This window comes from Salinimicrobium sp. CAU 1759 (assembly GCF_054482715.1).
The window spans coordinates 430,810-455,845 of sequence record NZ_JBTLRK010000001.1 but is presented as its reverse complement, the minus strand read 5'-3'; the positions used below and the strand labels follow the sequence as shown (position 1 = coordinate 455,845).

The 25,036-nt window shown below is 43.9% G+C and carries 22 protein-coding genes; 7 read left to right on the top strand and 15 right to left on the bottom strand.

Annotated elements, in window-relative coordinates; translation table 11 throughout:
- Positions 1–369: 369 nt before the first annotated feature.
- Positions 370–1,383: a recombinase RecA gene (gene recA / locus ACXYMT_RS02030; RefSeq protein WP_459057420.1), complete on the bottom strand. Its 1,014-nt coding sequence runs from the start codon at positions 1,381–1,383 to the stop codon at positions 370–372.
- A 366-nt stretch (positions 1,384–1,749) separates the two neighbouring features.
- Here recA and trhO point away from each other — a divergent pair, with 366 nt between their 5' ends.
- From trhO to ACXYMT_RS02000, 6 genes are all read left to right on the top strand, one after another.
- Positions 1,750–2,781, top strand: coding sequence for an oxygen-dependent tRNA uridine(34) hydroxylase TrhO (trhO, locus tag ACXYMT_RS02025; protein WP_459057419.1), 1,032 nt, complete (start codon positions 1,750–1,752; stop codon positions 2,779–2,781).
- A gap of 114 nt (positions 2,782–2,895) precedes the next feature.
- Entirely contained in the window at positions 2,896–4,050 is a 1,155-nt protein-coding gene (locus tag ACXYMT_RS02020) for a PSP1 domain-containing protein (protein WP_459057418.1), read from the top strand.
- A complete protein-coding gene (locus ACXYMT_RS02015; protein WP_459057417.1) occupies positions 4,043–4,537 on the top strand; it encodes a gliding motility lipoprotein GldH in 495 nt (164 codons plus the stop codon). Before ACXYMT_RS02020 ends, ACXYMT_RS02015 begins: the two co-directional genes overlap by 8 nt.
- A 3-nt stretch (positions 4,538–4,540) precedes the next feature.
- Entirely contained in the window at positions 4,541–6,877 is a 2,337-nt protein-coding gene (locus ACXYMT_RS02010) for a penicillin-binding protein 1A (RefSeq protein ID WP_459057416.1), read from the top strand.
- Between the two features lie 96 nt (positions 6,878–6,973).
- Positions 6,974–7,678, top strand: coding sequence for a CoA transferase subunit A (locus ACXYMT_RS02005; protein WP_459057415.1), 705 nt, complete (start codon positions 6,974–6,976; stop codon positions 7,676–7,678).
- Positions 7,679–8,335 carry a CoA transferase subunit B gene (locus ACXYMT_RS02000; RefSeq protein WP_459057414.1) on the top strand — a complete coding sequence of 219 codons (657 nt, stop codon included), beginning with the start codon at positions 7,679–7,681 and terminating at the stop codon, positions 8,333–8,335.
- Between the two features lie 119 nt (positions 8,336–8,454).
- Here the strand turns inward: ACXYMT_RS02000 and ACXYMT_RS01995 are convergent, their stop codons facing one another.
- The 6 genes from ACXYMT_RS01995 to ACXYMT_RS01970 form a co-directional block, all read right to left on the bottom strand.
- On the bottom strand, positions 8,455–8,817 hold the full coding sequence (locus ACXYMT_RS01995; protein WP_459057413.1) for a DUF6616 family protein: 363 nt from the start codon (positions 8,815–8,817) through the stop codon (positions 8,455–8,457).
- A gap of 111 nt (positions 8,818–8,928) precedes the next feature.
- Positions 8,929–9,651 carry a 3'-5' exonuclease gene (locus ACXYMT_RS01990; protein WP_459057412.1) on the bottom strand — a complete coding sequence of 241 codons (723 nt, stop codon included), beginning with the start codon at positions 9,649–9,651 and terminating at the stop codon, positions 8,929–8,931.
- Positions 9,605–10,792, bottom strand: a complete 1,188-nt coding sequence (locus tag ACXYMT_RS01985) for a serine hydrolase domain-containing protein (protein ID WP_459057411.1) — start codon at positions 10,790–10,792, stop codon at positions 9,605–9,607. The genes ACXYMT_RS01990 and ACXYMT_RS01985 overlap by 47 nt, the downstream gene beginning before the upstream one ends.
- Entirely contained in the window at positions 10,789–11,265 is a 477-nt protein-coding gene (locus ACXYMT_RS01980) for a methylated-DNA--[protein]-cysteine S-methyltransferase (RefSeq protein WP_459057410.1), read from the bottom strand. The genes ACXYMT_RS01985 and ACXYMT_RS01980 overlap by 4 nt, the downstream gene beginning before the upstream one ends.
- Positions 11,258–12,349, bottom strand: coding sequence for a CNNM domain-containing protein (locus ACXYMT_RS01975; protein ID WP_459057409.1), 1,092 nt, complete (start codon positions 12,347–12,349; stop codon positions 11,258–11,260). The genes ACXYMT_RS01980 and ACXYMT_RS01975 overlap by 8 nt, the downstream gene beginning before the upstream one ends.
- 24 nt (positions 12,350–12,373) lie before the next feature.
- Positions 12,374–13,354: a lipoate--protein ligase gene (locus ACXYMT_RS01970; RefSeq protein WP_459057408.1), complete on the bottom strand. Its 981-nt coding sequence runs from the start codon at positions 13,352–13,354 to the stop codon at positions 12,374–12,376.
- Between the two features lie 151 nt (positions 13,355–13,505).
- Here ACXYMT_RS01970 and ACXYMT_RS01965 point away from each other — a divergent pair, with 151 nt between their 5' ends.
- Positions 13,506–15,677, top strand: a complete 2,172-nt coding sequence (locus ACXYMT_RS01965; RefSeq protein ID WP_459057407.1) for a S9 family peptidase — start codon at positions 13,506–13,508, stop codon at positions 15,675–15,677.
- A gap of 77 nt (positions 15,678–15,754) precedes the next feature.
- On the opposite strand, the gene ACXYMT_RS01960 is transcribed toward ACXYMT_RS01965, so the two are convergent.
- Genes ACXYMT_RS01960 through ACXYMT_RS01925 form a run of 8 tightly spaced genes read right to left on the bottom strand, consistent with a single transcriptional unit; the run spans position 15,755 to position 25,027 of the window.
- The gene (locus tag ACXYMT_RS01960; RefSeq protein WP_459057406.1) at positions 15,755–16,552 is read right to left on the bottom strand and encodes a TIGR04290 family methyltransferase; all 798 of its coding nucleotides are present in this window, start codon (positions 16,550–16,552) and stop codon (positions 15,755–15,757) included.
- Between the two features lie 3 nt (positions 16,553–16,555).
- On the bottom strand, positions 16,556–17,632 hold the full coding sequence (locus ACXYMT_RS01955) for a CgeB family protein (RefSeq protein WP_459057405.1): 1,077 nt from the start codon (positions 17,630–17,632) through the stop codon (positions 16,556–16,558).
- A gap of 15 nt (positions 17,633–17,647) precedes the next feature.
- Complete coding sequence (locus tag ACXYMT_RS01950; protein ID WP_459057404.1) at positions 17,648–18,748, bottom strand: CgeB family protein; 1,101 nt, start codon at positions 18,746–18,748, stop codon at positions 17,648–17,650.
- Positions 18,745–19,881: a CgeB family protein gene (locus ACXYMT_RS01945; protein ID WP_459057403.1), complete on the bottom strand. Its 1,137-nt coding sequence runs from the start codon at positions 19,879–19,881 to the stop codon at positions 18,745–18,747. Before ACXYMT_RS01945 ends, ACXYMT_RS01950 begins: the two co-directional genes overlap by 4 nt.
- Entirely contained in the window at positions 19,878–20,984 is a 1,107-nt protein-coding gene (locus ACXYMT_RS01940) for a glycosyltransferase family 4 protein (protein ID WP_459057402.1), read from the bottom strand. The genes ACXYMT_RS01945 and ACXYMT_RS01940 overlap by 4 nt, the downstream gene beginning before the upstream one ends.
- Positions 20,974–21,987 carry a Gfo/Idh/MocA family protein gene (locus tag ACXYMT_RS01935; protein ID WP_459057401.1) on the bottom strand — a complete coding sequence of 338 codons (1,014 nt, stop codon included), beginning with the start codon at positions 21,985–21,987 and terminating at the stop codon, positions 20,974–20,976. The genes ACXYMT_RS01940 and ACXYMT_RS01935 overlap by 11 nt, the downstream gene beginning before the upstream one ends.
- Positions 21,984–23,000 (bottom strand): MDR/zinc-dependent alcohol dehydrogenase-like family protein, encoded by a 1,017-nt coding sequence (locus ACXYMT_RS01930; RefSeq protein WP_459057400.1) that lies wholly within the window; start codon positions 22,998–23,000, stop codon positions 21,984–21,986. Before ACXYMT_RS01930 ends, ACXYMT_RS01935 begins: the two co-directional genes overlap by 4 nt.
- Positions 22,997–25,027, bottom strand: coding sequence for a GDP-mannose 4,6-dehydratase (locus ACXYMT_RS01925; protein WP_459057399.1), 2,031 nt, complete (start codon positions 25,025–25,027; stop codon positions 22,997–22,999). The genes ACXYMT_RS01930 and ACXYMT_RS01925 overlap by 4 nt, the downstream gene beginning before the upstream one ends.
- Positions 25,028–25,036 lie beyond the last annotated feature (9 nt).

Below are 25,036 nucleotides of genomic sequence, written 5' to 3'. Positions count from 1 at the left end.
AAGTAGCTGACCCGGTTGATAGGACGGGCTTCAGGAATCCTAAATATAGGAATTTCAGCTGATTCTCCAACAAAAATAAAAACCGGAGGCCGGTTTTTTACACTATAAATATTCTGTGGGGGGATAGAGACTTTAAAAAAGGAAGAACGGGAATGGTGAGATATTCCCGATCCTCCGAAGGAATTAGCCTTTAAAATTTCCCTCTTTGCTTTGCCGTTTCTACAGTAGGACTCACATTCAAAAATCTGGTCTCGATCATTCATAGCGGCACTGGCAGGTTGGGGTCTCTGTTAAAGAGATGCAGAAATTGCTAAATGGTTGCGCCTAAAAAGAAAAAATCCCGAAAATTTTCAGGATTTTAATAGAGTTTTAGGCTTTTGCCACTGCCATGGCGTCTTTTATTTTAGTCTCCAGTTCCTCCATAAGGTCTGGATTGTCTTTTAGCAGGATCTTCACTGCATCACGACCCTGTCCAAGTTTTGTGTCTTCGTAGCTAAACCAGGAGCCGCTCTTCTTGATGATCTCGTAATCTACACCTATATCAATGATCTCTCCAATTTTAGAAACACCTTCTCCATACATGATGTCAAATTCGGCTGTTTTAAATGGCGGGGCAACTTTGTTCTTTACCACCTTCACTCGTGTCTTATTCCCCTGAACTTCGCTATTGCTGTCCTTGATCTGTGTTGAACGACGAATGTCAAGACGTATAGAAGCATAGAATTTCAATGCATTACCACCGGTAGTAGTCTCGGGATTTCCGAACATTACCCCGATCTTCTCTCTCAACTGATTAATGAAGATCACTGTACAATGTGTCTTGCTAATTGAAGCAGTGAGTTTTCTAAGGGCCTGTGACATAAGACGGGCGTGTAATCCCATTTTTGAATCCCCCATTTCTCCTTCGATCTCCGATTTCGGAGTCAAGGCAGCAACAGAATCCACTACAATGATATCAATAGCTCCCGAACGAATAAGGTTATCTGCGATCTCAAGCGCCTGCTCTCCATTGTCCGGTTGTGAAATGATAAGGTTCTCAAGGTCGATCCCCAGTTTTTCAGCATAAAAACGGTCGAAGGCATGTTCAGCATCAATAAAGGCAGCAATACCTCCTGCTTTTTGTGCTTCGGCTATGGCGTGTAAGGTAAGGGTGGTTTTTCCGGAAGATTCAGGTCCGTAGATCTCAATGACTCTTCCGCGGGGATATCCTCCAACTCCAAGTGCAAGATCAAGACCTAAAGATCCACTCGGGATCACATCTACATCAAGGACACTCTGGTCGCTCATCTTCATTACAGTGCCCTTTCCATAGGTTTTATCCATCTTGTCAAGGGTGAGTTTGAGGGCTTTTAATTTAGCTTCTCTTTCTTTCTCGTTGCTCATTTAATTCGGCTTCTTTTATATGATAGTGCTGCTAAAATACTATAAGTTTTTAGATGTGCATAAAATTAATACGCAACCTTTTGTGCTTTTCGGCATCTATTAGGTAAAGCAACACATTAACTACATGAAATTTTTAAAAAGGAATATTATTTTAAGTATTTCCGGTAGTTCTGCGGTGGTCAATTTAAGCTGCAGCTGCCGAATGGACGGTGGCTAACGTTATTCTTATTTTTAGTTGAAGAATTAAAAGTATTAATAACGAATTAGCCGTTCGAAAAAAAATGCCCCGATACAACATCCGGGCATTTTTTCATTTAAACCCTTATCTTTGCGCAAAATTCTTTAACCTTAAATAATTAGTATAGCATGCAACTGTACAATAAATTAAGCGCTAAAGAAAGGGAAGCTTTACTTGAGGAAGCCGGGGAAGACCGGCTCACGCTCTCTTTCTATCAATACGCCAAAATTGGAAATCCACATCTTTTTAGAAACCATCTCTTTGTAGCCTGGGATGAAATGGAGGTTCTTGGAAGGATCTATGTAGCTCACGAGGGTATAAATGCCCAGCTTTCTGTTCCTGCCAAAAACTTCGGGAAATTCAAAGAATTCCTTGACGGGGTCTATTTCCTCGAAAATGTTCGCCTCAACATCGCCATAGAACACGATATTAAATCTTTCCTGAAGCTGAAGGTAAAGGTACGGGACAAGATCCTGGCCGATGGTCTCAACGACGCTACCTTTGATGTTACAAATAAGGGCGTTCATGTTGATGCTCAAAAATTCAATGAACTCATAGAGGATCCAAACACTATCCTGGTGGATATGCGTAACCACTACGAAAGTGAAATTGGGCACTTTCAAGGTGCCATGACTCCCGATGTCGATACCTTTAGAGATAGTCTTGACATCATTGAAAAGGATATCCAGGATCATAAGGAAGACAAAAACCTGGTGATGTATTGTACCGGCGGAATTCGCTGTGAAAAAGCCAGTGCATATTACAAGCACAAGGGCTTTAAAAAGGTATTTCAGCTGGAAGGCGGGATCATTGAGTATGCGAGACAGGTAGAGAACCTGAAGCTGGAGAACAAATTTCTTGGTAAGAACTTCGTTTTTGACCACCGTAGGGGAGAGCGAATAAGTGAGGATGTGATCTCTAATTGCCACCAGTGTGGTAAGCCATGTGATACCCATGTGAACTGTGCAAATGAAGCCTGTCACCTATTGTTCATACAATGTGAAGAGTGTTCAGAAAAAATGAACACCTGTTGTTCAGCCGAATGTAAGGAGATCGCTGCCTTACCATATGAGGAGCAAAAGGCACTTAGAAAAGGTAAAGGGAACAGTAACAAGATCTTCAAAAAAGGAAGATCTGAAGTACTTAAGTACAAGAACTAACAATTAGTTCCTCAAGACTGCGTTCCATAAATAATGGTATATTTACCTCAATAGTTTTTAATTAAAATTCAATCCGGCGAGGGAGTTCCCCACCAGGATTTCAACATATAGATTATGGGATGTAACAGTTGCTCGACCGGCAAAGACGGTCAGCCAAAAGGATGTAAGAACAATGGAACCTGTGGAACCGATAGCTGTAACAAGCTTTCTGTGTTCGACTGGTTATCAAATATGGTCCTTCCGCAGGGAATGGAGCCATTCAATATAGTGGAAGTCCGTTTTAAGAACGGCCGGAAACACTTTTTTAAGAATACCGAAAATCTAAGCCTTAGTATTGGAGATATAGTAGCTACAGAGGCTGCACCGGGGCATGATGTGGGCGTTGTTTCCCTTGTTGGGGAGCTAGTTCGCGTTCAAATGAAAAAGAAAAAGGTGCGCCAGGATAGTAGCGAAGTACTCAAAATATATCGCAAGGCAACTCAGCGGGATATAGATATTTGGCAGGAGGCCCGCGAAAGAGAGGAGAAAATGAAGGTCCGTGCCCGTGAAATCGCTATCCGGCTTAATCTTCAAATGAAGATAAGCGACATAGAATTCCAGGGAGATGCTTCAAAGGCTACATTTTACTATACTGCTGAAGAACGCGTCGATTTCCGTCAGCTCATCAAAGAATTCGCAAGGGAGTTCAATACCCGTATCGAGATGCGGCAGATAGGCTTCAGGCAGGAAGCTGCACGCCTCGGCGGAATTGGTTCCTGCGGAAGGGAATTATGCTGTTCTACCTGGCTTACTGACTTCAGAAGCGTAAACACTTCCGCAGCAAGATATCAGCAACTTTCTCTGAACCCTCAGAAATTAGCAGGACAATGCGGGAAATTGAAGTGTTGCCTCAATTACGAGCTGGATACATATTTGGATGCACTGAAGGATTTTCCGAAGTCGGAAGTGAAACTCCATACCAAGAAAGGCACAGCGGTGTGTCAAAAAATTGATATTTTCAAAGGATTATTGTGGTACGCTTATGAAGGAGACTGGAGCAACTGGCATACGCTGTCTGTTGAGCAGGTGAACAAGATCATCAAAGCCAATTCTAAAAAAGAGCCGGTAAACAGCCTCGAGGAATTTGCAGTAGACCTGCAGCAGGAAGAAAAGCCAGATTATCACAATGTTGTGGGGCAGGATAGCCTTACGAGATTTGACTCTAAAGGATCTGGCAAGAAAAAACGCAAAAACAAACGCAAAAAGAGAAAACCTCAAAAGAATGGGTAAAGCATCTGTTTTTTTCCTCTTTTTGGGAATTTTATTAATGGCATCCTGTGATAAGAACAGAGTTTATGATGAATATAGATCTGTTCCCGGCGAATGGCATAGAGATTCACTGGTAGAATTCAAGTTCGAGGCACCAGATACAATTAAGAGCTACAATCTTTTCATCAATCTAAGGAACAATTCAGATTACGACTTCAGCAATATTTATTTGATCACCGAGTTAAACTTTCCTAATGGGAAAGTTATTAGTGATACCCTGCAGTATGAGATGGCTGCGCCTTCGGGGGAATGGCTTGGCACGGGCTTTGGTGATGTCAAGGAAAGCAAGCTCTGGTACAAGGAGAATGTCAAATTCGCCGAGGCAGGAGAGTACCTTGTTACTGTACAGCAGGCAATGCGCAGACGGGACAGCGTTCAAGGTATTCAAAATCTTGATGGCATTACCGAGGTTGGTTTTAGAATAGAAGACATTAAACAACAACAATAATAGATGGCAAAAACATCTGGAAAAGCAAATAAAGAGGCGGCAAAGAGAAAACAGTACAGCCGTTACAAGTCCTGGTTCTGGACAGTATTTGCATTAGGAATTTCGGCAATAGTACTCCTTTTCTTGCTCGCAAGCTGGGGCGTTTTTGGAACAATGCCCACCTTTGAAGAACTTGAAAACCCCGAAACTAACCTCGCTACCGAAATATTTTCATCAGACGGGGAAACTCTGGGTAAATACTACAACGAGAATAGAACCCCGGTTAAATACGAAGACCTTCCGCAGCACTTGATCGAAGCCCTTATTGCGACAGAGGATGAAAGATTTTACGACCATGCGGGGATAGATGCGAAAGGTACCCTGCGTGCAGCGGTCTTTCTGGGCAAAAGAGGTGGGGCGAGTACTATAACTCAGCAGCTTGCAAAACTATTGTTTACCGATAATGTTTCCCGTAACCCGCTTTCCCGCGGAATTCAGAAAGTGAAGGAGTGGATCATTGCAACCCGTCTTGAAAGACAGTACACCAAAGAAGAGATCATCACCATGTATCTCAATAAATACGACTTCCTGTACCAGGCAGTCGGAGTACGCTCAGCGGCTAAGATATATTTCGATAAAGAACCAAAGGACCTGAATGTAGAGGAAGCGGCAGTGCTTGTAGCTATGCTTAAGAACCCGATTCTTTACAACCCTCAAAAAGAGCAATTTAAAGACAATGCTTTGCAGCGTCGCAATGTGGTGCTTAGCCAGATGGAGGTAAATGATTATATCACCGAACAGGAAAAAGATTCTCTTCAGCAATTGCCATTGCAAACCGAATTTTCCCCTCAGGGACATGACGAAGGAGTTGCGACTTACTTCAGGGTTTATTTGCAGGGCTTCATGAAAGACTGGATCGAAAAGAATCCTAAGCCCGATGGTAGTAAATACAATATCTATCGCGACGGACTCAAGATCTACACCAGTATTGACAGTCGTATGCAGGAGTATGCAGAAGAGGCTGTGCAAATGCATATAGCAAACCTTCAAAAGGAATTTGACAGGCAGAACAAGAACAATAAAACTGCTCCATTTCGGGATATATCCCAGCAGGAGATCGACAAATTAATGACCGATGCAATGCGTCGTAGCGAACGCTGGAGGATTTTGAAGGAAAAAGGTCTTTCAAATGAAGAGATTATTGCCTCTTTTGACACTCCTACACAAATGGAAGTGTTTTCCTGGAAAGGGAACATCGATACCACTATGACTCCCAGGGATTCAATTAGATATTATAAATCCTTCTTTCAGGCAGGAATGATGTCGATGACTCCTCAAACAGGTGAAGTCAAAGCCTGGGTTGGAGGCACCAATTTTAAGCATTTTAAATACGATCACGTAAAACAAGGGAAAAGACAGGTGGGATCAACCTTTAAACCTTTTGTTTACGCTACAGCCATAGATCAATTACATCTTTCTCCCTGTGATACTTTGCCCAGAAGCCTTCATACTATTGAAGCAGGAAAGCACGGGAATCAGAACGACTGGACTCCAAAGAACAGTGATGGCGAGTACGCCGGGATGATTAGTCTAAAAAGAGGGCTTGCAGAATCTGTGAATACTGTAACGGCACGTCTTATAGATAGAACAGGCCCTAAGCCTGTTATAGATCTTATTGAAAAACTGGGAATAGAGACTGAAAATATTCCTGAAGTACCCTCTATTGCTTTGGGTACAGCCGATCTAAGTGTATTCGAAATGGTTTCGGCTTATAGTACTTTCGTAAACGAAGGTGTATATGTGAAACCGGTGATCGTGACGAGGATCGAAGATAAGAATGGAACTATTCTCTACCAGCATGTGCCCGAAACCCGGGATGTTCTCAGCAAGGAGGCTGCATATGTTACGCTGAACCTTATGGAGGGGGTAACCCAGTACGGGTCGGGTCAACGCCTTAGAGGAGATTGGGCTACCGGTGCCGAACATTACAAGCGCGCTGTAACCGGATATCCCTACAATTTCGACCGAAATGAAATTCCAATTGCAGGGAAAACAGGTACTACCCAGAACCAGAGTGATGGTTGGTTCATGGGAATGGTGCCAAATCTCACCACAGGAGTTTGGGTTGGAGCCGAAGATCGTGCCGTCCATTTTCCAACAATCACCTATGGCCAGGGAGCCACAATGGCGCTCCCAATTTGGGGTATTTACATGAAAAAAGTATACGCCGATAAAGATTTGAATGTTGCCAAAGGTCCCTTTCCCAAACCGGAAGTAGTAACTATCCAAACGAACTGTAGTGCTTATGGCCGTAACGGTGAAAATGATGAGGACAGTCTGCCCGATGAACTCGATTTTTAGGAAATCCTGAATTTATTCTGAAATTATTTATAGAAGGCCCTTTGCATTTCAAAGGGCCTTTATTTTTTTGTATTTTTCGGAATAAAACTACCAACAATGATCAATAAAACTGTACGGGATGTTTCTGAAGCTCTTGAGGGAGTACATGACGGCATGACTTTTATGCTGGGGGGCTTTGGATTAAGCGGAATTCCCGAAAATGCAATTTCTGAGCTTGTTCGCCTCAACCTGAAAAATCTTACCTGTATCTCAAATAATGCCGGAGTCGATGACTTCGGATTAGGTCTTCTTCTTCAGAAGAAACAGATCGATAAAATGGTTTCTTCGTACGTAGGCGAAAATGCCGAATTTGAGCGTCAAATGCTTAGTGGCGAGCTCGAAGTAGAGCTCACGCCGCAGGGAACATTGGCTGCCAAGTGTCAGGCAGCACAGCAGGGATTCCCGGCGATCTATACCCCCGCAGGTTACGGAACCGAAGTAGCTATGGGTAAAGAAACCCGCGAGTTCAATGGGAAAATGTATGTGCTCGAAGAAGCTTATAAAGCCGATTTTGCCTTTGTCAAAGCCTGGAAAGGAGACAAGGCCGGAAATCTCATTTTTAAAGGGACGGCTAGAAACTTTAATCCGGTGATGTGCGGGGCAGCGACTATTACTGTGGCCGAGGTGGAAGAACTGGTGGAGCCGGGAGAGTTGGATCCAAACCAGATTCATATTCCAGGGATCTTTGTACAAAGGATCTTCCAGGGGAAAGATTATGAGAAAAGAATTGAACAACGAACTGTTAGACAAAAAGATCAATAGATGGCACTCGACAAAAACGGAATCGCAAAACGCATTGCACAAGAAGTAAAGGACGGCTATTACGTTAACCTGGGAATAGGAATTCCAACGCTGGTTGCCAACTTTGTACGGGATGATATAGAAGTCGAGTTTCAGAGTGAGAACGGTATCCTGGGCATGGGACCATTTCCTTTTGAAGGAGAAGAAGACCCCGATCTAATAAATGCCGGAAAGCAGACAATCACGGCTCTGCCCGGGGCAAGTTACTTTGATTCGGCTATGAGCTTTGGAATGATAAGAGGTCAACACGTAGATCTAACTATCCTTGGTGCTATGGAAGTAGCCGAGAATGGTGATATAGCCAACTGGAAGATTCCGGGAAAAATGGTGAAGGGTATGGGCGGAGCCATGGATCTCGTCGCCAGCGCAGAGAACATTATTGTGGCTATGATGCACACCAATAGGGCAGGGGAATCCAAGTTGCTCAAAAAATGCTCTTTACCCTTGACAGGAGTGGGTTGCGTTACTAAAATTGTGACCAATCTTGCAGTTCTAGAAGTGACCGATAGAGGTTTTAAACTGCTGGAGAAAGCCCCCGGAGTGACTGTGGAGGAAATAAAGGAAGCGACTGAAGGAACTCTTATTGTAGAAGGGGATATTCCAGAAATGAAAATATAAAGAAAGACCTACAAGGTTTCCAAAACCTTGTAGGTCTTTTATTAGAACTTGCAGGTCCGTTTTTTTACGTCTGCTTCAGACCTACAAGGTCTAAAAAAGACCTTGCAGGTCCTTTAAATTTAATCCAGGATTGAAGTCGAGTGTTTCTCAAGATTTACCAAAAAGTCAATGGCTTCGTTTAATGGGATTAGTTTTCCGCGGGTGTTCACCTGGGAAAAATATTTGTGCCAGTTCGCTTCTTCAATTCCATGCTCGAACTTCTCAACAGTTTCCAGATCCGGAATTTTCCATAGCGCGAAATACCGGTAATCACTTCTATAGGGAGTGTGCTCATCATTCATAGCCCAGCCCAGGTTTTCAATCCCGGCACCGCTCATATCATTAATGGCATCTTTTACTTTATTCATATAGGCACGACGGTCTTCTTTTGAAAGATCCATCCAGTCCTTAGTTACATTCCATTGTTCTACGTATAAATACATAATTGGCTCGTTTAGTTATACAAAATATCGAGGCTCAAAAATGACATTTTTTGAGCTCTCTTTCTTAAATATACTAAATCTTTGAAAAGCAGCAGGATAAATAACAGTTCCTTAAGGAATCTCCACATGCATGATCTCATGCTCTTCCAGCAGTGCCTCCTGTCTTAACTTAAGTATGACCTGGGCGATCGCAACCACATCTCTTTCGCAGTAAGAAACAATTCTGGGGAGATCTCCTTCTTCGTAAAACACCTTACAAACCTGGCTGCCGTCAATATCCTCTTTGGGTGAAGGAATGCCAAGAACATTACAAAGTAATTTTAGGGAGGTGTAGTGCTTATAATCTCCGAATTTCCACAACTCCAGGGTGTCCAAATGAGGTACTTCCCATGGCTTCTTTCCAAAAAGATTGAGCTTGTTGGGGAGCTCCATGTTATGGATGAGCATTCTCCTGGCAATATATGGGAAGTCGAATTCTTTTCCGTTATGTGCACATAGCAAATGTTGAGGTCTGCCGAAATGGCTTTCTAGAAGACCTTTAAAAGCTGTCAAAAGCTCTTTCTCCTCACCGTGAAAGGTGGTGGTCCTAAAAGTCCTTTTCTCCCCCTGAAAGGCAAAATATCCCACCGAAATACAGATGATCTTACCAAACTCTGCCCATATTCCGGCCCGGTCGTAAAACTCTTCGGGAGTAAAATCCTCTTTTCGCTGATATTGCGACTTTGACTCCCACAATTTCTGCTTTTCTTCGGAAAGTTCTGCAAAAGTGGCATTTTCGGGAACTGTTTCAATGTCCAGGAACAGCAGATTGCGGAGTGCGATTTTCTTGATCATGTGCTTCAAGTGTGTTTAACACCTCCTCAAGATAGAAATAAAAATCGTTGGGATGTTCTTTGTCACCGGGAACTTTACCGCCTTCATGCCCCAGCCTCACTATGATCACATCCTTCTGCGGAAGTACAATCACATACTGTCCAAGAATACCACGGAAGTAAAACACTTCCTGCCCCTCATATTCCTTCAGCCAAATTCCCATTCCATAATGCGGATAATCTTCGATTTGCGGCCTAATTGATTCTGCGACATAAGCCGAATCCAGCAGCTGTTCTCCGTTCCAGTTTCCATGATGGTCGTACAGTTTTCCGAAGCGGGCAAAATCCCTCGCATTTGAGGCGATGCAGCAAAAAGCCTTTTCCATGCCGCTCTCATGGCTGTCTAGTTGCCAAAGTGCATCATTCTCCATGCCCATAGGTTTCCAGAAGCTTTCGCTCATATATTCCGAAACATTTTTGCCCGTTGCTTTTTCCAGCACCATTGCCAGCAGCTGAGTATTGCCGCTCAAATATTCAAAATCCTGTCCCGGCTTCTCCACAACTTCCAGGTCAAGTATCATCTGCCTTATATTCTCATCAAGATATGATCTTACGGTCATCGAGAAAGGGTTGTAATAATCTTCTTTCCAGTTAAGGCCAGAAGACATGGAAACGAGATGTCGCAGCTTCAGCCGCTTATCAAACTGTGGAAAGAAATCCGCTACTGGTTGATCCAGGCTTTCGATATGTCCGTCGAGAATGGCTTTTCCGAGGAGTGCTGCCACCAGGCTTTTCGCAACCGAAAATGAATTGGTAAACGAATGCGGACCGTACTCTTCAGCATAATTCTCATACCAGATGCTGTCATTCCTAATGATCAAAAATGCTATAGTTCCTGCTTCTTTGTTCTTTTGCTGAAGTTCCTGGGTGAGAGAAAATTTATTGTACTCTTTATGTTGGGGCCACGGCTGAGGTTTTCCTGCCTCTATTTTTCGGGTGTCAAAGAATTCATGATCATCTATGTGGGCAGTAAGGTGTCCCTGCAAATAAGTGGACTGTATTCCTTTAAAGATATAATCAAAGTTGAAAAGGTAAATTAGACCAATGGCAAGAGCCAGAAAAATAAGCGTGCCAAAAATGCCTTTTTTGATCCCTCTTCTCATGCGAACAGACTTTGTTGTTTTACCGGCTGTTCATGCTCCAGAAGCCATTTTTTTCTCCACAGACCGCCGGCGTAGCCAGTTAGGGAACCATCGCTGCCAATAACTCTATGACAGGGAATTAATATCCACAACGGATTCTTGCCGTTGGCTGCCGCCACTGCCCTTATCGCCAGCGGGTCACCCAGCTCTTTTGACAGGTCCATATAGGAGGTGGTGCGACCATAAGGAATACTGAGCAATGCCTGCCATACTTTTTTTTGAAATTCAGTTCCCTGCGGATTCAGCTTTAGGTCGAATTCCTTCAGCTCTCCCGCAAAATACTGCTGCAATTGATTTATTGCCTCTTGAAGTTCGGGAGCTGGAGTTGTAGTGATTTCAGGTACTTCTTCGGCTAAAGTAAGTTTTGAGATCCCTTTAGAATCCCCCTCTAAAATGGCATTTCCCAGAGGAGTTTTTAAAAAGGCTTTATTCATCCTTCCGGTCTTTATCCTCAGGTTGATCCTGCTTTAGAAGACCTAATTTTTTAGCTCTTTTTTCCCAGTTTTGGCGTGCAAGTACCTGCATGTCCTCAACGCTGTCACTTTCATCCATGATCTCCAGCCCCATTAGGGTTTCAATAATATCTTCCATGGTTACAAGGCCTATAGTATTGCCATAATGATCGACCACCATGGCCAAATGGGTTCTTTCCCGAATGAACCTTTCAAAAAGTTGAGGAATTGGAGTGTCTTCTGAAGTCATGGGAATTTCCCTTTTTAGGATCTTGAGAGGTTCAGGTCCTTTTTGATCCAGCATTTCTTCTAAAATGTCATCCTTCAGCACAAATCCTGTAATGTTGTTGTGCTTCTTATGATAAACCGGAATTCGGGAAAACTTAAGGTTACGGTGTTCCTGGTGAAATTGTTCAATGGTAGTATTTTCATCTTCGGTCACCGCAACAGAGAAGGGAGTCATTACATCCTTGGCTTTGACTTTCTTAAATAGCAGCATGTTCCTTATCACCGTCGTTTCCTGCTCTTCAAAAACGCCTTCTTCCTCGGCAACATCGGTTATGGCCATGAATTCTTCCCTGCTCATGGAACTCACATGAGCCGATTTTCCGATAAGTTTTGTAGTGAGCATCATTAGCCACAGTATTCCGGTATACTTCAGCGGAAAAACAAAGGCCTTTAAGGAGGTCGCTGTAAAGCTACCCAAAGATTTCCAGTAGGTAGCTCCTATGGTCTTCGGAATTATTTCAGAAACAATTAAAATTGCCAAAGTCATAATCGCCGAAACGATACCTACTGCATTCCCGCCGTCGCCGTATACTTTTTCGGCCTGGACACCCACTAAGATTGCTCCTACAGTATGGGCAATGGTATTTATCGTGAGGATCGCGATCAACGGCTTGTCTACATCCTGCTTAAATTTGGTGAGGGTGTGAGCATAAGCTTTACCTTCTCTTAGTTTGATCTTTAGATAGGAGGGGGTGAAACTTAGAAAGGCTGCCTCCAAAATTGAGCACATAAAGGAGAAGAAAATTGCCAGTACGGCGTATAAAATGAGTAATTCCATTCAGATTTTTTAAATTAATAATAGCTAAAACATGATCGCCACCAGGTCATCTTCGGTGATCTTGTTGAAGTATTCGTTGAGATTAAACTGTGAAAGCTTTTCCCTAATATCTTTTTCTTCGTGTCTTGTATTTTCAAGCGCCTGTTCAATCGGGCCAATATCTTTTATATGAAAGAAGTCCCCCGTTATCTTTACTTCCTGGATTACTCCATTGGCAACATTCATGTTCATTTCTACAGTCCCACCGGGAGTGCGGGCGCCTTGTTTAAAATTATAATCGGGCGAAGATCCAAAGTTCCATTCCCAGGTGCTGTATTTCTCGTCCCTTATCTTTTGAATGGCTGCCAAATCTTCCTTAGTAAACTCATATGGCCGGGCCTCCTCAAAGTTATGGATGATATAATCCATGATTTTATCTGTGAATTCATCCAGGCTTATTTTTTCCGGAAGGTGGTCACTTATGTTGGTCACCCGGTTGGGAACAGATTTCACGCCGCGGTCCTTGTATTTAAGCGGGTTGATCTTTAAAGCTCCGCTTACATCTTTCATTTCTGAAGAAAAGAGCAGCGTCCCGTGATGTAGCACCTTGTTCTTAAAAACGTGCTCTGCATTTCCCGAAAATTTCTTACCCTCTATGGTCAGATCATTTCTGCCTTCAAATTTGGCACTTACTCCCAGCTCTTTTAGCACCTCAATAATGGGTTTTGTATAGCGCTCAAAATCGATCATTTCATAACTGTCACCGGTGCGGGTAAAGGAAAAGTTGAGGTTTCCCAGGTCGTGATAGACTGCACCACCGCCAGATAGCCGCCTCACCACCTTTATTCCTCTTTCCTTGACGTATTCATGATTGATCTCTGCCTGGGTATTTTGATGTTTTCCTACAATGATCGCATTATCATTTCGCCACAGCATAAAACAGTCTTCCTTGATGTGCTTAAAGATGTATTCATCTGTAGCGATGTTAAAATATGGATCTGTTGAATGATGTTTAATGCAAAGCATGAACAGGGTTATTTACTCAAAAATAAGAAAGCTGGAACGGAAACTTCCTAAAAGGAAATTAATTCTGCATATTTTGGTATTTAAAATTGCTTATTTCTTACAAAAGCTTCTTTGCGTATCTTGTCATCTGAAGTTTTCTAATAAAAAAGATATGAAAAAAATCCCCTTTTTGAATACTCTGTTTTTGCTGGTGTTTCTGAATTCTTTTGCCCAGGAACCTGTAAAGGAAATTACTGCTGAAGATTATGAACGGGCTACAAAGTTCCTAAGCTTTAACATCAATGACTTGGTAGACAGAGCAAATGTTCGGCCTACCTGGCTCGACGACGAACAGTTCTGGTACAAAGTGAGCATACCGGGCGGCACTGAATATGTGTTGGTGAATCCCGGAACCGGACAGAAAAAAACAGCTACTTCTTTGGCGGAATTACTTCCGCAGAAGAAACAGCAGAAGAGAACTCCTGAAGTTTCGCGGAATGAAGTTCTATCGCCCGATGGAAAGAAAGCGGTTTATATCAAAGACTGGAATTTATGGCTCCGTAACCTCGAAACCGGCGAAGAAAAGCAACTGACGAGCGATGGCATTGAAAATTTCGGCTACGCTACAGACAATGCTGGATGGAGAAAGAGTGACAAACCTATCGTCCTCTGGTCACCCGATTCTAAAAAACTTGCCACTTACAGGCAGGACCAGCGTCACTTGAGTGATATGTATCTGGTAGAAACAAAAGTTGGTGCACCCGAACTTCAAAAATGGAAATATCCCTTACCCGAAGATGAAGAGGTGATCAAGATCCACCGTGTAATTGTGGAAGTAGATGAACCTAAAGTGATAGAATTCCAGGTGGAGCCCGATCCCCGCCGCGGAACTTTATGCGACGATATTTCCTGTAGCGGCGCTTTTGATGACAACTACTGGAATGAAAATGCTACAAAACTTGCTTTTGTATCCACTTCCCGGGACCATAAGGAGGCCAAACTTCAAATTGCCGATGCGTCAACAGGCGAGGTGAGAGAGATCTTTACTGAAACTGTAGAGACTCAATATGAGTCGGGGCAGGGGAGTATCAACTGGCGATATTTGCCCAAGAGTAATGAGATCATCTGGTATGCGGAAAGGGATAACTGGGGGCATCTTTATCTCTACGATCTAAACACAGGCGATCTAAAACACCAGATCACTAAAGGAGATTTTGTGGTAACGAAACTTTTGCATGTGGATGAAAAGAACCGGGTGCTATATTTTGAAGCCAATGGTGGGGAAGAGGGCAGAGATCCTTACTTCTCACATTTGTACCGGATAGATTTCAGCGGAAAAAACCTGAAACTCTTAACTCCCGAAAATGCCAATCACAACATCTCATTTTCACCAGATCATGAATATTTTGTGGACAGCTATTCTACACCAACTACACCACCTGTAGCGATTCTGCGAACAAAAACCGGAAAGAAAATTGCCACTTTAGAGAAAGCAGATATTTCGAGACTTAAAGCTTCAGGATGGAAAGCGCCGGAGCCAATAAGAGTAAGGTCGGCAAACGGGCAGTGGTATCTTTACGGGCTCATGTTCACGCCCACTCATCTTGATGAGAACAAGAAATATCCTGTGGTGAATTATGTCTACCCGGGTCCGCAGGGAGGGAGCGTAGGCAGCCGAAACTTTTCGGCGGCACGAAGGGATCATCAGGCTTTAGCGGAGTTGGGCTTTGTGGTAATTCTTATCGACGGCTCCTGTAATCCCGGTCGTTCCAAAGCTTTTCATGATGCCTGTTACGGGGATATTTCAGGAAATACTTTGGAGGATCAAAAAGCCGGAATTCGTCAATTGGCTAAAAAATATCCTTACATAGATGCTGAAAATGTTGGGATCTGGGGACATTCCGGAGGTGGATTTGCCGCTGCTGCAGCAATGTTCCGTCATCCGGAGTTCTATTCCGTGGGAATTGCAGAATCAGGTAATCACGACAACCGGAATTACGAAGATGACTGGGGAGAGAGATATATTGGCCTAATGACAAAGGGATTGGAAGGCGAGGATAATTATGCTGCCCAGGCTAATCAGCTATACGCTGGAAACCTGCAGGGAAAGCTCCTGCTTGCTCACGGCGGTTTGGATGATAATGTGCCCCCATACAATACTTACCTGGTGGTAGACGCGTTGATAAAGGCAAACAAAGATTTTGATCTTATCATTTTTCCAAATGCCCGCCATGGTTTTGGGGAAGATTCTTATTACATGATGCGCCGCCGCTGGGATTATTTTGTCGAGCACCTTTTGGGAACGACTCCGCCAGAGAATTTTGAAATTGAACCAGTAAAATAATTTTCGACCTGCAAGGTTTCCGAAACCTCATAGGTCTATAATTTTCTGTTGCGCCTGAGAAGCGAAGAATCGCGTCTCTAGCCCTTGCGGGTCTTTTTATCAACCTCTTCTTTCCAGTCTTTACCAATTGCGGAAAGATACTCAGAATAGTTCCAGGTATTCAGGCTTGAATGTAGCGCGGGATCCTTTTCGGCTATATAAGTTTCATCTTCGGGCATTGCGGTTACTTTGAGTCCGCAGCTTTGTAGCATGGAAATAATCCCCTGGTGATTAGGTGCCCACCAATTGGTTGGATCACCGGCTAATTTATGCTCAATAAATGCCATTTTTGGCCAGGCATTCTCTTTCATGATCTCCCGCTTGTGAAATTCCACATCCTCCGGAATTTCCATTTCCTCTGTGCCGGGTAGGGAAAGCGTTTGGAAGACCATCATTTTTTTCACTTTTTGAGAGAGTATGTCCAGTGCAAGCATAGGATAACGCAGGTGATAAAAAACGCCCATAAACCAGATAAGATCAAACTCTTCTGCGGTGTGGGCGAGGTCGTAGACCTGCATTTGTTTAAATCTTATCTTGTCATCCAGCCCAAATTCTTTGGCAGCCCACTTTGCCTGCCTTAGGTAATGTTCATCGAGATCTATGGCCAAAACATCTGCCCCGCGCTTTGCCAGTTTCAGAGAATAGAAGCCTGCATTGCAGCCAATGTCGAGTACCTTCCAGCCTTCAAGATCTTTGGGAATGGAATCTTTGATCTTTTCCCATTTAAAACTGGGAAAATCACCCAGAAAATGATCGGGTGCTGTTTGGTTTCCATTCGGTAGATGAATGTTGTGGAACCAGGGTGCCAGTTCCTTAACTTCTGTTTGGCTAGACATACTTTAAACTTTTTCTGAAGGTTGTCGCACTTCCTTCACATAATTCACTAATTCTTTTGCTCTTGCCCGTGCAGTATGGGATTTCATCACCTTTTGACGGGCATTTTCTCCTATCTGTTTTCTTTCTTCTTCAGAAATACTTCGGAAATATTGCTCAACTTCTTTACTGCTTCGGGCGATAAGGATCTCCTTTTCCTGCTCAAAAATGCTGTGAATTCCATCCCAGTAATCTGAAATGATTGGAACCCCGCAGGCGGCAGCTTCAAAGAGGCGGACACTCGGGGAGTATCCTGCTTTTATCATGTCCTGGCGAGTCACATTCAGAGTAAATTCCTGAGAATTGTAGAATTTCCTGTGTTCGGCGGGAGGCAGGTGATCAATTCGCTCCACATTCTTTGACCAGGGAAAGTCATCAGGATATTGAGGTCCTGCAACTACAAATCTTTCCGAAGGAAATTGTGCGGCAGGTTTATTCAGTAATTCTTCAACTGTAGGCTGCCTGTCATCACTGTATGTTCCTAGATATCCCAGCTTCCATTCCTTGGTTCCATCTTCAGGGTAATAAAGATCGGGATCAACAGAGCAGTAAAGGGCTCTTGCCATGGGAGAGCCATAATGCTCTTCTAAGTGCTGCAGAATGGGACCTCCCGAAAATGACAAATAAAGATTATATTTTGAGATGATCTCGGGATCAAGATATTCGTAATCTTTCCGCTCAAGTTTTGCCAGGGTAACGGGAGTATCAATGTCGTAAAAAGCAGTGACACCTGTAGCAGTTTCTATAGCCCAATGGCCTACTTCAACTCCCTGCTGCACGTATGAGCCAACGATGACAACATCGGCTTCGGTAACTTGTTTTTTATATTTGGTTTTGAGCTCTTCATTGGTTTTGTAAAGACCGAGTCGACAAAAATCGGGTGCAGGCATATCGCGGTGCGGGGAATACCATGGCACATCCTTTTCGAGGAAGAGAATGTCATGTCCCAGCGCCTTTAGCTCCTTAAGGAGGGCCCGGTAAGTAGTGGCGTGTCCATTACCCCAGGAGGAAGTGACGGAAAGTCCTATAATGACAAATTTCATTCGCTACTGTTTTTTTTAATGAATTTTGGCTTCTGTATTTAGTTTTTCGGAAATAACAGATTCCAGTAATTCCGCTCTGTGCTCATAGGTATGTGCTGCGAGTACTTTTTTGTAGGCTGCATTCCCAATTTCTTTTGCTCTTTCTGAAGTTAGTCCGGAAAGGATCACCTGTACCTCTTCGCCGCTATTGGCGACAAGGATTTCTTTTCCCGGTTCAAAAAAGGTCTCAATTCCTTTCCAGTAATCTGTGATCAAACAGGCACCGGCACCAGCGGCTTCAAAAACGCGCGTTGCAGGTGAGAAACCATATTTAGCCATACTGTCCCGGCTTATGTTTAAAACTGCTTTTGGGGTGCAATTAAAAGCATTGTGATCTTTTGTGTACACGTGGCCGAGGTAATCAATATTTCCCGGCATAGATTTGTCGCCCCAACCGCTGCCTCCCAGCAGAAACTTATTATCGGGAAGATTTTTTGCCGGTTTAATAAAGAATTCCTCCACCCGCTTCTCCCGGTCGGGGAGACGGTTACCCAAAAAGGCCAAAGTACCCTCAAATTTAGGATCCGGGTCGACCGGATAGTGAGTATCCGTATCTAAAGCATTGTAAATTGGTATGCACCTCTTCGCTCCGTTGCGCTCATATGCGTCGATGACCGGTTGGCCGCCACCATAGGTGAGCACAAAATCATATTTTGGAACGAGTTCATTGAATGGATCTGAAGGGTTTGATTCAATCCTGTCCAAAGTTGCGGGAGCGTCTACATCCCAAAAGATAATGAGATTATCATCTTTTTTAAGCTGTACGACGGCATCTTCAAGAAATTCATCAAAGGCACCAACCCCACTTGCTTTAATAATCACATCTGCTTCTGAAGCTTCCCGTAACAATCCTTTTAGAGTGACTTTATCTTCAGGATAAACTTTTACCGTACACCATTCGGGATCTTCAATATCCCGGTGCTTCTGACGTTCGTAAATGTCAGGTTCGTAAAATGTCACTTCATGCCCCATCTTATGTAGCGCCTTCACAATCCCGCGGTAGTAAGTCGCTGCACCGTTCCAATAGGCCGAAACTATACTGGATCCAAAAAAGGCAATTTTCAAGTCTCTTTTCATGCTTCCAAAGTTTTTTGGTGAATAGGATAGATCTTCTCCTCGGGGATTTTGAGCTCCTGAAGTATATTTTCCAGTAGATCTACTCTATGTGCACATGTGTGGCGGTCGAGAATGGTTCTTCTGCCGTTGTCGGAAAGGCTTTTTGCCAAGTGCGGACTTTTTAGAACTTCTGCCAGTTTGTAGCCCATGTCATTACCATCTTTAGCAATCAAATAATCCTCTCCCGGAGTGAATAGATTTTCTGCATCATTCCACGGGCTGCAGATCAAGGGAATGCCACAGGACAGTGCTTCAAAAGGCCGGATAGTAGGGATCCCCGGCAACATTTGAACATAAGGCCTTCGCGGCACATGCACTGTAACTTTATACTTTGCAAAAACTTCCGGCACCTTGTAGTTAGGAAGATATCCTCCGTACTCGATCCCGGCTTCTGCCAAGGCTTTCTTGGCTTTCTCGGGATAGCGCACGCCATACACCTTTGCTTTTAGTTTTAATTCTTTAATGGGTTCGATAAGAAACTCCATGAGCTCTTCGGTTCTTTCGCCGTCGCCCCAGTTGCCTATCCAAACAAGGTCGCCTTCCTTCTCCTCATCGCGGTTCGGGCTGAAGAAATCTGCATCGGCAGCTTCATGCCAGGTCCAGACCTTATCTACCCAATTCTTTTCCTGATATATTCTCTTTATCACCTCACCAAATACAAGTGCGCCATCAAAGTGAGTGAAATCGAATTTTGCCATCTCCTTTTGAGCCGAAACTGCACGGTGGTGGGTATCGTGAAAGAGCAATTTGAAGCCGAATTTTTCCTTTTGCCGGCCGATCTCAGCTATTAGATGGGGCTCATTCCATTCGTGCACGATCACCAGATCGGCTTCTCCAAGCATATTTTGATAGTTAAGTCTTTTTTCAGGATTGTAGAACTGCGGATTAAGCGAAGGATAATACTGCCGAAATTCATCCAGCTGCTCGGCGCCATGGTCTTTGAGCAGGTTTTGCAGGCTCCAGCCGCCTTCGGGCTCATAGACATCCACATCATGCCCCCGCTTTTGAAGTTCTTTAACGATCCCGCGCAAAAAATGCGCATTCCCATGATTCCAGTCGGAGTAGAGGGAATGGTAAAACATCACTATTTTCATATACTCATCAAGTTTTTTTCTTTCTCCAAAATTTCGAGGTAGAGGCTGTTGTAGCCGGCTCCCATTTTTTCTGCTGAATACTGTTTTGCCCGCTCTCTGGACTTTAGAGAAAGCTCCTCCAGGAATTTAGGACTCTCCATGAGGCGAACTATAGTTTTTTCGGCTTCGGCCTCATCTTCAGGATCGAAAAAGAGAGCTGTATCATGCCACAGCTCCTGTAGGGTGTCGAGGTTGCTCAACACCAAGGCACAGCCATTTCCTGCGGCTTCTAGAATGGCCAGACCAAAAGGTTCATAACGGGTGGGGCTCACGAAAATACTGGCCCGCTGCATCCAGTCCTGCACTTCTTTAGGAGACAATTTTCCCAGGAACTTGATGTTTTTAAATCTGCATTTAATTCCGGTGCTTGGATTTATTGATTCCCCGGCAACATATACCGGCCACGGGAGGCGTTCTGCAATTTTTGAAAGTAAAGGCAGGTTCTTGGCTTCATCCCACATCCTGCCCATGCAAAGGATGAATTCTTCTTTAGGTTTGTCGATCTTAGAAAAAACTTTTCTTCCGTTGTGGATCACTTTTGATTCTGAAGTGAAATGATGCATGTCTTTCGCCTTCTTGAGGATGGCTTCGGTTGGAGCTACAACCACAGTAGATTCCTCCAAAGATTCCTTTACGATCTGGGCATACCTGTCCCACTCATGAGGTGCTTTTATTCCTTTCACAGCCTGCCACCATGTCTGTACGCAGGAATGGAAAACGGTCACCACAGGTGCTGTCCATTCTTCCTCCACATGAGCATAATTGTTCAGGTGAACCACATCGGGTTTCACGGTTTGGTAGATACAGTTGATCCATTTGCGTGACCGCTCGACATCTTCCCATGGATTCTCCATCCATTCCAGTTTATAGTCACTTTTGTAAAAAGTGACATTGGGAATGTTTTCTGCCTCTACCTGCTGTGCCGGCGAAGGCCATGCACCCAGAGCGACCAAATGCACCTGCACATTGTACTGCGCCAGTGCCCTGCAGAGTTCAAGGGAATAAACCCAAACTCCGCCTACCGTATCGGTAGTCATCAATACCTTTGTCTTTTTATCTTCCATATATGCGGTCTATTACTTCGGCTGTTTTTATAAATTCGGTGGCAGATCTTTCATCAAATCCGTCGTTGTTTAAAAGGTTTTCGACCCAGACTACCCCGGCGCGTCCACTCCATTCATCAGGTGGATCTACAAGTGTTTCGGTCTGAGTACCATGATATTTTTCGGCTTTAAAATCATAGAAGGAACCGTTGATATTTTTGAAGGAAGCCCCTCCTTTGGTTCCGTAGAAAGTGGCTTCTATAATGGCGTCCTTGCCGGCTGAAACATGCCAGGAGCATTCCAGGTTGATCACCTGCTCTTTCTCTGAAGTAAGGGAAATGCTTGCAAAATCTTCGACATGCTCCTCGAAAGAAGTGAGTTTTTTACCCTTGTGAAAAAGCTGACTTCGAACGTCCTTTATTTCCGGAAAATCTAGGCTCCACAGGGCCAGATCCACCAGATGAATTCCCAAATCCATCACACAACCACCACCAGATCTCTTGATGTCGTAGAACCACTCTTTATCTGGCCCGTAGGCATTGTGAAAAGTGAGATCTACAGCAAAGATGTCTCCTATTTCCCCTTTTTGGATGGTATCATAAACCGCTTTGAAAGCTCTCGTGTAGCGGTAAGAAAGATCTACAGCCAAAAGTTTATTCGCCTCTTTTGAAGCCTCAACGACCTGCTTCACTTCTTCGGCAGTACGTCCTAAAGGCTTTTGGCAGAATACCGCTTTTCCACTTTTAAGAGCTTCCATGCTTTGTTGGGCATGCATGGCACTGGGAGTTGCGATTACAATCCCATCGAGATCTCCTTCAGCAAAAAGTTCTTCAGGAGAGGTCTTCAAAATGGCATTTTTGGCACTCTCTATTGCAGCATCTCTGTTATCTGCATTAGGTTCTGTGATTGCAGTTGCCTTAGCAGATGTATTGTTGAGAATAGCCTCCATCCGGTTTCGGCCAATCCAGCCAACACCTAGAAAGCCTAACGATAATTCCTTTTTGATGGGTTGAGTTTCGATCATTCCTGGTTTACAATTAGTGCTTTAATAAATCCGTCGGGGCGTTTGGTGAGATGTTCATAGGCTTTGTCCATCTCTTCAAGTGAAAAGGTGTGGGTGAACAAAGGACAAGGATTCATTTTTCCCTGTTCCACTGCTTCCACAGCCGCTTTGATCCCTTTGATGTACTGCTGTGGATCTCTCTCATGAGCGCTAATCATATCGATACCACGCCAGTTTAGCATTTGCACATTTACACTGCGCATCCCGTCCTGGTGAAACCCGGCAACAATGAGTTTTCCTCTTTCGCCGGTAAGCTCAATGGAGAGGTTAAGTGGCCATTCTTTGCCCGTACATTCAATAACCCGCTCACAAAAATTTCCCTTGGTCAATTCTTTAACTTTTTCAATGATCTTGTAATGGTCGTCCATTTGAACAAGGTGATCTGCCCCTGCCTTTTTAGCGGTTTCCAGTGAAAATTCCCTTCTGGAAACAGCAATTACCTCGGCACCTGCAGATTTCGCCAGCTGTACAAGGAGTGTCCCTAAGAATCCGCTGCCAACGATGGCAACTTGTTGTCCTTTTTGAATATCGCTGCGATTGAAGATGTTCATAGCGCAACCTAATGGTTCTCCGGGAAAGGGTTTGCCGGTGAAAGAATCGGGCAGCTTTACGATACTGTCTACTTTTGCAAGGTCATGAGTGGCATAGGCATTATAGGTAAGTGCTGTAACTCTGTCGCCTTTTTTCCAGTTGGTAACACCTTCTCCCACCTCATCGATCACGCCCCAGCCCTCATGTCCCGGCTCCCCGGGCCTAACCGGATAATCGAACCAGTCGCGACCTTCCCACACCGGAATATTGGACGCACAAACTCCCGACCCTTCCAACCTTATTCTAACCTCACCTTTTCCCGGCTCGGGTATTTTGACTTCTTCCACAGTCACTTTTTGTGGCGCTTTTAAAACTGCTGCTTTAGTACCGGTAGCATTTTTTATAACAGGGGATTTCTCCTGCACTGCCTGGTTTGTTATCATATGGCAATCTCTTTAGTGGATTTAAGATTTGCAGGTAATTCGATATTTCTGTTTTCACAGAGCCATTTAAGTAGATTTTCTACTCCCGTGTCTACATCGTATTTTGGCTGCCAACCTGTAGCTTCTTTGAATTTATTGGTATTCGACACGTAATAATACTGGTCTCCGGTACGCCAATCCTCAAAACTTACGTTCATTTCCTTTCCTGCTTTTTCCTTGATCGTGTCAAGGATCTCCAGAAGACTAACGGTGTTTTGAGGTCCTCCGCCAATGTTGAATACTTCCCCGGCCAGTTTGTCAATATTCTTATGGGCCAGCATGAATGCATCAATAAGATCTTCAACAAATAGTATGTCCCTTACCTGTTTTCCATTGCCATAAATTGTAATAGGTTCATCTTCAAGAGCACTAATTAGGAAATGCGCCACCCAACCCTGATCTTCTGTGCCAAACTGGTGAGGACCATAGATGCAGCTCATTCTAAAGACGGCAGTTTTTAAACCATAGGTTCTTGAATAGTCAAGGATATACTGATCTGCCGCACCTTTCGAACAACCATACGGACTGTGGAAATCAAGCGGAATTTTTTCGTTGATCCCGTACTTCTTCATTTTTGCATCGGCCGGATAGAACCTGGTCTCATTTTCCACCATCTTCACATCCTGAAGATTTCCATAGACCTTATTAGTAGAAGTAAAGATCAACGGCGGCTGCTGTTTACTCTTCCTAATTGCTTCAAGTAAGTGGAAGGTTCCGCTGAGGTTTACCTGGAAATCATGCACGGGGTTTGTAACCGATGAGGTCACCGCAACCTGTGCGCAAAGGTGAAACACTTCGGAAGCATGATTCACACACTCCTGCAGTATCCTTGTCTCATTAATGTCTGAGATTTGAATAATGAGTTTATCCCCGTACTCCTTCTGAAGCCATTGCAGATTTTCTTCGACTCCATCTCTAAAGAGGCTATCGTAGATCATCACCCGCTTTCCTTCAGATAGAAATCTTGAGGCGAGATTTGTTCCTATAAAACCGGCACCTCCGGTTATTAAGGTATATTTCTCTCCTTCTTTGATCCTGTATTGCTTCTGTATATAATCCTGCTGCCGGATCTTCTCTACCCCGTTCTTTTCCAAAAGCTTGTAGAGGAGCTTTTTTGTCCCATCGGTCTTTTTTAGGCCGAAATAGTACTCTCTTTCATCAAGATGGAAACCGCCAACAGTTGAATTTTTAGGGTCAAGATCTTTTAGAGAATACCAGTAGATCCTGTCGGCTTTTGCGTTAAGGACATTCTTGAACTCCTGGTATTGTTTTACCTCATCATTCTGCCAGGTAGAGAAACCAACTTCAGAGATCCAGATCTCTTTGTCATAACCAAATTTCTCCATCACTTCTCTAATGCTTTCTATGTTGATCTCCCAACCTCTCCACTGTTGATCGAATACATGCGGAAAACCGTGAATTCCAACTGCGTCTATATGATCCAGAACTTTTTGTTCGATCATCATCTGCATCCAGTTTGGGTCTATAGGGCTCATTCCCCCTAATAGGGTCTTCTTTCCTCTTTTTTGAGCCCAATGGGCAGCCATGCCTATCATGGTAGAGAATTTATTCCAGGAGTAATCGAGAGTAAAGTCGTATTCTACTTTGTTATTTGGTTCGTTCCATAGTTCCACCCACTCGAAATAATCACCGTAACGGGTGATCATGGTGTCAATAAAGTCGGCATAGGCTTTAAGATCCTTTGGTGGAGCCGAAGTCTTTGGCATTTCACCAATAGAGGGTGGAGTGTAAAGGAAGCAAGGCAGAACTTCTACATGCGGAGCAAGTTCTGCGAAGAGCCAGTCGTACCATTCTGCTGTACCTTCCACATACCAGTCGGCCCAGGAAATACCTGTGCGCAGGTGGCGAATTCCTAATTTTTTTAAATCTTCTATTGCTGCTTTTACCTCCTCGTATTCACCCGGTCTAAACCATTCAAGTATTCCAAGTGCAGGAGTATTTCGTTCCATATTCTTCTTTACTTTCATAGCTGTTCT

What these genes read in the sequence shown, in the direction of transcription:
- ACXYMT_RS02005 (WP_459057415.1), top strand. Translation starts at nt 6,974, where the DNA reads ATGATCAATAAAACTGTACGGGATGTTTCTGAAGCTCTTGAGGGAGTA.
- recA (WP_459057420.1), bottom strand. Translation starts at nt 1,383, where the DNA reads ATGAGCAACGAGAAAGAAAGAGAAGCTAAATTAAAAGCCCTCAAACTC.
- ACXYMT_RS01975 (WP_459057409.1), bottom strand. Translation starts at nt 12,349, where the DNA reads ATGGAATTACTCATTTTATACGCCGTACTGGCAATTTTCTTCTCCTTT.
- ACXYMT_RS01990 (WP_459057412.1), bottom strand. Translation starts at nt 9,651, where the DNA reads ATGATCAAGAAAATCGCACTCCGCAATCTGCTGTTCCTGGACATTGAA.
- ACXYMT_RS01970 (WP_459057408.1), bottom strand. Translation starts at nt 13,354, where the DNA reads ATGCTTTGCATTAAACATCATTCAACAGATCCATATTTTAACATCGCT.
- ACXYMT_RS01935 (WP_459057401.1), bottom strand. Translation starts at nt 21,987, where the DNA reads ATGATCGAAACTCAACCCATCAAAAAGGAATTATCGTTAGGCTTTCTA.
- ACXYMT_RS02020 (WP_459057418.1), top strand. Translation starts at nt 2,896, where the DNA reads ATGGGATGTAACAGTTGCTCGACCGGCAAAGACGGTCAGCCAAAAGGA.
- ACXYMT_RS02015 (WP_459057417.1), top strand. Translation starts at nt 4,043, where the DNA reads ATGGGTAAAGCATCTGTTTTTTTCCTCTTTTTGGGAATTTTATTAATG.
- ACXYMT_RS01985 (WP_459057411.1), bottom strand. Translation starts at nt 10,792, where the DNA reads ATGAGAAGAGGGATCAAAAAAGGCATTTTTGGCACGCTTATTTTTCTG.
- ACXYMT_RS01950 (WP_459057404.1), bottom strand. Translation starts at nt 18,748, where the DNA reads ATGAAAAGAGACTTGAAAATTGCCTTTTTTGGATCCAGTATAGTTTCG.
- ACXYMT_RS01995 (WP_459057413.1), bottom strand. Translation starts at nt 8,817, where the DNA reads ATGTATTTATACGTAGAACAATGGAATGTAACTAAGGACTGGATGGAT.
- ACXYMT_RS01965 (WP_459057407.1), top strand. Translation starts at nt 13,506, where the DNA reads ATGAAAAAAATCCCCTTTTTGAATACTCTGTTTTTGCTGGTGTTTCTG.
- ACXYMT_RS01960 (WP_459057406.1), bottom strand. Translation starts at nt 16,552, where the DNA reads ATGTCTAGCCAAACAGAAGTTAAGGAACTGGCACCCTGGTTCCACAAC.
- ACXYMT_RS01945 (WP_459057403.1), bottom strand. Translation starts at nt 19,881, where the DNA reads ATGAAAATAGTGATGTTTTACCATTCCCTCTACTCCGACTGGAATCAT.
- ACXYMT_RS01930 (WP_459057400.1), bottom strand. Translation starts at nt 23,000, where the DNA reads ATGATAACAAACCAGGCAGTGCAGGAGAAATCCCCTGTTATAAAAAAT.
- ACXYMT_RS01955 (WP_459057405.1), bottom strand. Translation starts at nt 17,632, where the DNA reads ATGAAATTTGTCATTATAGGACTTTCCGTCACTTCCTCCTGGGGTAAT.
- ACXYMT_RS02000 (WP_459057414.1), top strand. Translation starts at nt 7,679, where the DNA reads ATGGCACTCGACAAAAACGGAATCGCAAAACGCATTGCACAAGAAGTA.
- ACXYMT_RS01980 (WP_459057410.1), bottom strand. Translation starts at nt 11,265, where the DNA reads ATGAATAAAGCCTTTTTAAAAACTCCTCTGGGAAATGCCATTTTAGAG.
- trhO (WP_459057419.1), top strand. Translation starts at nt 1,750, where the DNA reads ATGCAACTGTACAATAAATTAAGCGCTAAAGAAAGGGAAGCTTTACTT.
- ACXYMT_RS01940 (WP_459057402.1), bottom strand. Translation starts at nt 20,984, where the DNA reads ATGGAAGATAAAAAGACAAAGGTATTGATGACTACCGATACGGTAGGC.
- ACXYMT_RS02010 (WP_459057416.1), top strand. Translation starts at nt 4,541, where the DNA reads ATGGCAAAAACATCTGGAAAAGCAAATAAAGAGGCGGCAAAGAGAAAA.
- ACXYMT_RS01925 (WP_459057399.1), bottom strand. Translation starts at nt 25,027, where the DNA reads ATGAAAGTAAAGAAGAATATGGAACGAAATACTCCTGCACTTGGAATA.